The sequence below is a fragment of the Catenibacterium sp. RTP21428st1_D7_RTP21428_210409 genome (genome assembly GCF_040227455.1).
GTDB classification, from domain to species: Bacteria; Bacillota_I; Bacilli_A; order Erysipelotrichales; family Coprobacillaceae; genus Catenibacterium; species Catenibacterium mitsuoka_A.
This window is the reverse complement of the sequence record NZ_JBEHVX010000003.1, coordinates 58,616-65,617: the sequence shown is the minus strand read 5'-3', so window position 1 is coordinate 65,617 and position 7,002 is coordinate 58,616. Positions and strand designations below refer to the sequence as shown.

The 7,002-nt window shown below is 33.0% G+C and carries 7 protein-coding genes and 1 other annotated feature; of the genes, 5 read left to right on the top strand and 2 right to left on the bottom strand.

What is annotated here, in order from left to right:
• On the top strand, positions 1-270 hold a 270-nt coding region (locus ABUA27_RS01130; RefSeq protein WP_349820065.1), incomplete at its 5' end, for a hypothetical protein.
• Between the two features lie 24 nt (positions 271-294).
• Here ABUA27_RS01130 and metG read toward each other — a convergent pair.
• Positions 295-2,223, bottom strand: a complete 1,929-nt coding sequence (metG, locus tag ABUA27_RS01125; protein WP_349820064.1) for a methionine--tRNA ligase — start codon at positions 2,221-2,223, stop codon at positions 295-297.
• Between the two features lie 33 nt (positions 2,224-2,256).
• Positions 2,257-2,446, bottom strand: a binding site (T-box leader).
• A 399-nt stretch (positions 2,447-2,845) separates the two neighbouring features.
• Here metG and ABUA27_RS01120 point away from each other — a divergent pair.
• From ABUA27_RS01120 to ABUA27_RS01105, 4 genes are all read left to right on the top strand, one after another.
• Complete coding sequence (locus tag ABUA27_RS01120; RefSeq protein WP_349820063.1) at positions 2,846-4,216, top strand: aldehyde dehydrogenase family protein; 1,371 nt, start codon at positions 2,846-2,848, stop codon at positions 4,214-4,216.
• A 433-nt stretch (positions 4,217-4,649) separates the two neighbouring features.
• A complete protein-coding gene (locus ABUA27_RS01115; RefSeq protein WP_287968878.1) occupies positions 4,650-5,441 on the top strand; it encodes an Mrp/NBP35 family ATP-binding protein in 792 nt (263 codons plus the stop codon).
• A 3-nt stretch (positions 5,442-5,444) separates the two neighbouring features.
• Positions 5,445-5,729 (top strand): Dabb family protein, encoded by a 285-nt coding sequence (locus tag ABUA27_RS01110; RefSeq protein WP_022425322.1) that lies wholly within the window; start codon positions 5,445-5,447, stop codon positions 5,727-5,729.
• Between the two features lie 95 nt (positions 5,730-5,824).
• A complete protein-coding gene (locus ABUA27_RS01105; RefSeq protein WP_502879939.1) occupies positions 5,825-6,745 on the top strand; it encodes a nucleotidyltransferase family protein in 921 nt (306 codons plus the stop codon).
• Positions 6,746-6,803: 58 nt separating this feature from the next.
• On the opposite strand, the gene ABUA27_RS01100 is transcribed toward ABUA27_RS01105, so the two are convergent.
• Positions 6,804-7,002, bottom strand: a 199-nt coding sequence (locus tag ABUA27_RS01100) for a hypothetical protein (RefSeq protein ID WP_217107349.1), incomplete at its 5' end; no start/stop codon positions are given.

Genomic DNA, 7,002 nt, shown 5'->3' with positions numbered 1-7,002 from the left:
AGTTTTGGTGGATTTGAGTTTGGTTATATATTTGTGTCCGCGCAACGAAGGCGCGGGGAAATGGAGGAAATCATGAACATGAATACACTCTATTTCCAAATTGTATCAGCCAGTGGCACTATCAAAACAATACAGCTTCATGAAGCAAGTCTTGTAATGGCCTTTAATGACTATTATCAATATATACTAGAAGAAAGATCGTTAAGTAAAGAAGACGCATTTAAAATCATTGATAGCTATATTACACAATTAGACATGTTAAAAGAGTGAACCAAAAAGTTCACTCTTTTCATGTTAGCTGATTTTTGTACCTGCTGGTAAATCTGTTTCTAATACTTTAATAGATTTCTTAGTGCCACCTGCAAGAATCATACCCTGAGATTCTACACCTCTTAATTTAGCTGGTTTTAAGTTCTTTACAACAATTACCTTCTTACCAGGCATATCTTCTGGTGAATAGCTATCTGCGATACCTGAAACAATCTGTCTTACTTCTCCACCAATATCAATCTGTGATACAAGAAGACGATCTGCTTTAGGATGCTTTTCACATTTCTTTACTTCACCAACAACTAATTCTACCTTAGCAAAATCATCAATAGTGATTTCAGGTGTTTCATCCTTCTTTTCTGGAACAACTGGCTTAGCAGGAGTTAACTTTTCTACCTGTTTAGCTACTTCTTTAGGATCTAATCTTGCGAATAATACTTCTGGGTGATCAGTTACTTTAGTACCTGATTTATATGAACCAAAAGTATCTAACTTCATCATATCTCTTTCATCTGTATTGATCATATCTAAGATCTTCTTAGATGTACCAGGAATAAATGGTTCTAATGCGATAGCTGAGAATCTGATAGCTTCTACTAAGTTATAAAGTACTGTAGCAAGACGATCTTTCTTAGTTTCATCCTTAGCAAGAGCCCAAGGCATAGTATCATCAATATATTTATTAGTACGTCTTAATAATACATAGATTTCATCCAATGCCTTAGCAAGCTTGAATTCATTTTCTAACTTAATAGTCTTTCTTAGCATTGCGAGTGCGATTGATTTTAATTCATCATCTACTGGTTCACATACATTTGTATTAGTGACAACACCATCAAAGTATTTATTACACATAGCGATTGTTCTGTTTACTAAGTTACCTAAGATATTAGCAAGATCACTATTAATACGTTCTACTAATAAGTCCCAAGTAATTGAACCATCGTTATCATATGGAATTTCATGTAATAAGTAGTATCTTACAGCATCTACACCAAATAGGTCTACTAAGTCATCTGCATAAATAACGTTACCTAAATGTTTAGACATCTTAGAATCACCCATTAATAACCAAGGATGACCAAATACCTGTTTTGGTAAAGGTAGATCTAATGCCATTAAGATAATTGGCCAATAGATAGTATGGAATCTTACGATATCCTTACCAATAACATGTACATCTGCAGGCCAATATCTATCAAATAATGGATCACTATGACCATCTAAATCATAACCCAAACCAGTAATATAGTTAACTAATGCATCAATCCATACATATACAACATGCTTTGGATCGAAATCTACAGGGATTGACCAAGTAAATGATGTTCTTGATACACATAAATCCTGTAAACCTGGTTTTAAGAAGTTATTGACCATTTCATTCTTTCTTGATTCTGGCTGAATAAATTCTGGATGATCATTATAATACTGCATTAAACGATCCTGATATTTAGATAATTTAAAGAAGTATGCTTCTTCTTTAGCATCATGCACTTCTCCACCACAGTCAGGACATTTACCATCTACTAACTGAGATTCTGTAAAGAATGATTCACATGCAGTACAGTATTTACCTTCATAATGACCTAGATAGATATCACCTTTGTCATGTAACTTCTTAAAAATCTTCTGTACCTGTTTTACATGATATTCATCAGTAGTACGAATGAACTTATCATAAGTAACATCCATCATATCCCAGATACGTTTTACTTCTGCAGCAACCTTATCTACATATTCCTTTGGTTCAATTCCAGCTTCTTTAGCCTTTAATTCGATTTTCTGTCCGTGTTCATCTGTACCAGTCTGAAAACGTACATTATAGCCCTGCTGTCTCTTAGCACGGCAGATTGCATCACTTAATACGATTTCATAAGTATTACCAATATGTGGTTTACCTGAAGTATAAGTAATTGCGGTTGTTAAATAGAAATCTTTTGGATCTTTCATATTTTTCCTCCTAAAAATAAAAAAACGTCCTTAATAAAGGACGAAATTATCGCGGTACCACCTTTTTTACACTTACGTGTCACTCAATCTCTTAACGCGAGTTACGGTTATCCCTATTAGAGATAACAGCTCCCAGACCATCTTTCTAAAGCTTCACACTTATTTACACCAGCCATAAGTTCTCTATGCATTCACTTTAGTCTCTTCTGTTCATTGCTTTTACTTTAAAACTTTAACAAATTTCTACAACCTTGTCAATGATAGGGTTGTAAGTCCTCACATTATAAGAGATAGGAGTGAATATTTCATAGAGAGGTTCACTTTCAAAAGTTGAATATTTTTAAAGTTTTGAAAGTGAACCTCTACATTCATTATACTACATGAACAAGATGTCGCTTTCAAAAATGAAATTATTTAGATTTATTGAAAGAAATCAATACAAACAAAAGACCTTGTACTTGATTTGGTTATATGACAACTTATTTCCACATAAATTTCTTATCTTATTCACATTGAATTCATGTATTATATCTAGTATATTTTTTTGAATTATGTGAATTATATTCGTCTGTTGTATTAGAATGTGAAAGGTACTAGAATACTAAAGAAGGAAGTGATAGATATGGATTTAGAAAAGATTTTTAATGACCAAAAAACGTATTATGACACATTAATGACTAGAGATGTAAGTTTAAGAATAGATGCAATAAAACGTGTTAAGCTATGGATTAAAGACCATATGGACTTAATAGAAGATGCTTTAGAGAAAGATTTAGGTAAATCTAGAGGAGAATCCTATATGACAGAAATAGGACTTACTCTTGAAGCCTGTACATATACATTAAAGAATATTAAGAAATGGGTAAAGAAGGAAAAGGTAAAAACACCTCTTCATCAGTTCTTTTCTCGTTCTTATACGATTTATGAACCTTATGGTGTAACACTTATTATTTCACCTTGGAACTATCCATTCCTACTTGCGATAGAACCACTTATTGGTACTATTGCAGCAGGTAACTGTGCAATAGTGAAACCAAGTGAACAGACACCACATACTTCCGCTATTGTAGCGCAGCTCATTGATACATGTTTTGATAAAGGACATGCCTATTGTGCTGAGGGTGGTTTAGAGGTTTCTAAGGAACTTGTTGATTTACCTTTTGATTATATTTTCTTTACTGGTGGTAAGAAAGCGGGTAGAGAAATCTATATGAAGGCGGCAGAAACATTAACACCTGTCACATTAGAATTAGGTGGTAAGTCTCCTGCTATTTTAACTGATATGATTCCTATGGAGATTGCAGCAAAACGTATTATATTTGGTAAGTTCTTGAATGCTGGTCAAACTTGTATTGCGCCTGATTATATATTAATTAAGGATAGTATGAAAGCAGCCTTTATTGATTATGCTTCTGAATATATTAAGAAATTCTTTGGTGAACATCCATTAGAAAGTGAAAACTTATGTAAGATCATCAATAAAGAACAATTTGATCGTTTAAAGAAGCTCTTGGAGAATCAGGATATTCTTATTGGTGGAGAAGTGGATGAAGAACATTTAAAGATTACACCTACTATTGTGAATGATGTAGATTTTGATAATCCTTTAATGGAAGAAGAAATCTTTGGACCTATTCTTCCACTCGTAGAATACAATAGAATTGAAGAAGCGATTCAATATATTAATAGTCATGATAAGCCTCTTGCCCTCTATTTATTCTCTAATGATTCATATCATGCCAATAAGTTTTTAGAGTTATGTAGCTTTGGTGATGCATGTATTAATGATACAGTGAGTCATTTTGCGACTAATACACTCCCATTTGGTGGTGTAGGTGCAAGTGGTATTGGTTATTATCATGGTAAGTTTACTTTTGAGACATTCTCTCATCGTCGTTCTGTATTACATAAGAGTACACGTATTGATTTACCATTTAGATATTATCCACTCACTGATGATAAAATGAAGTGGATCAAACGTTTCTTAAAGTAATACTTACGAACACTTAATGTGAGTGTGATTTCTTCTTAACCCTTTCTTTACTATACTGAGTGTAGTAAAAGAAAGGGTGATGGATATGAAGTACAATTTATACTGGTTAGGTTCAAAATTAGTTGCTGTTATGATTATAGGAACTATACTTCTATCTGCCACTCATTGATTGTAAGCTAGAGATTCATTTCTCTAGTTTTTTTTACTTAATATTCATTTATTCTTCTCCTTATGATGATATTTGTATATCTCTTATTATTCTAAACTAAGTATATAAAAGGAGACGGAACAATGAGATACGAAATTGCTTGGGCAGTATCTAAGATTATTTGTGTGTTAATCTTATTTGCCATCACCATGTATGCTGGTTATTCAATTCGTTAATCAGCATTTTTATTTAATTTCATGTATAATAATACATGAGGTGAATAAAATGGGTGAATATGATAAGTATTTTAATAAAGATCTTCATAAAGATTTAAATAAGAATTCCCATATTAAACATGTTATTGCAGTCACAAGTGGTAAGGGTGGTGTAGGTAAAAGTTTAATGACATCACTACTTGCAGTTATGATGAACCGTATTGGGTATAATGTAGGTATTCTAGATGCGGATATTACAGGACCTTCTATCCCTCAGGCTTTTGGTCTAACTGAGAAACTTTATGGAAATGATAAGGGTATTATTCCTGCCGAAACACGTACAGGTATTAAGATTGTTTCTTTAAACTTAATGTTGGATAATCCTACTGATCCTGTTGTATGGAGAGGAAGCTTAATATCTAATACAGTGACTCAATTCTGGACTGATGTCTATTGGGGTGAATTAGATTATTTATTTGTCGATATGCCTCCAGGAACTGGAGATGTTCCTCTTACAGTCTTCCAATCTCTTCCTGTAGATGGTATTATTACGGTGTCTTCACCACAGGAACTTGTCAGCATGGTTGTAGAGAAATCAGTGAATATGGCACAAATGATGAATATTCCTATTCTAGGTCTTGTTGAGAATATGAGTTACTATATCTGTCCTGATTGTGGAAATAAACATTATTTATTTGGTGAGAGTCATATAGATGAAATTGCGAAGAAGTTTAATATTTCTACTGTATGTCGTTTACCAATGGATCCTGCAATCACTAAAGTCGTAGATGCAGGGCTTATTGAAACAATTACACAGATGGAACTTATGCCTATAGTGAATAAATTAATGAAGGAGGACTAATAAATGATTCAGCACGTTGTTGTATGGAAATTTAAAGAAAGTACAGAAGATCTACAGAATCAGTTTGTAGAAGGATTAAAGGGACTTGTAGGACAGATTGATGGTATCCGTTCTTTACATGTTGGAAGAAATGAAAACCCTAATGAAACATATGATGTTTCATTAGTTATGGAATTTGATAATATGGAAGATTTGTCAAGCTATGCAAATGATCCTAGACATTTAGCTGTTGCGAAAATCGCAAAGGAAAATGCTGAAGTAAGAGCTTGTGTAGACTTCACTATCTAATATAACTCAGGAATTATCCTGAGTTTTTTTAATTACATATCTATTACATAACTTTCGTTGTATAATATAGTTATCATGTTTGACGGAGGATTATTATGAATACAGCTTTAGTAATTATGGCTGCTGGTATTGGTTCACGTTTTGGTGGAGGAATCAAGCAGTTAGAACCAGTTGGACCTAATGGTGAAATTATTATGGATTATTCAATCCATGATGCAATTGCTGCTGGTTTCAACAAAATTATCTTTATTATCCGTAAGGATATTGAAGAGGACTTTAGAGAAGTTATAGGGAATCGTATTGAAGAAGTCGCTAAAAAGTATGATGTAGAAATTGCTTATGCATTTCAGGATTTAAAGGCATTACCAGAAGGTATTAAATGTCCTGAAGGACGTACTAAGCCTTGGGGTACTGGACAGGCAGTACTTGCATGTGATGGTTTAATTAATGAACCATTCGCAGTTATTAATGCAGATGACTATTATGGTAAGGAAGCATTTGTACAGATTCATGATTTCTTATTAGACTATACACCTGAAAAGCCAGATCATCTTGCCATGGCAGGATTTATCTTAAAGAATACTTTAAGTGATAATGGTGGTGTAACAAGAGGTATCTGTGCAGTGAATGAAGAAGGATACTTAACAGATGTAGAAGAAACTAAGAATATTGAAAAGACTTCTACTGGTGCACGTGTAGGAGATAAAGAAATTGATCCTAACGTAAATGTATCTATGAACTTCTGGGGATTAACTCCTGAATTCGTAAATACTTTAAAAGAAGGTTTTGTAGAATTCTTTGAAAACATCCAAGATCCACTTAAGGATGAATACTTATTACCTATCTATATTGGTGAACTTCTAAGAGAAAACAAATTAAGTGTTAAGGTATTAGAAGTACAGGATTCATGGTTTGGTGTAACATATAAAGAAGATGCACCTGTTGTAAAGGAATCATTTAAGAAGTTAATTGATGAAGGTGTTTATTCTACAAATTTATTCGATAATATAAAGTAAACAAAAAGGCAGTATGCAATCTAAAGCATACTGTCTTTTATTTTAGTGTATTTTATAGTTATAGAACTCTACCGTTCTTTACAGTGTATGTTTTACCATTATAATTTACTGAACCACTGTAATTCCAGTCAAGAATACCATTTTGAATGTAGTACCATGTACTGTAATACTTAACTAATCCTGTATAGTTCCAATCTAACTGTCCATTAGTCACCTTATACCATGTTCCTTCACCATTAACCTGTGATAATGTATTC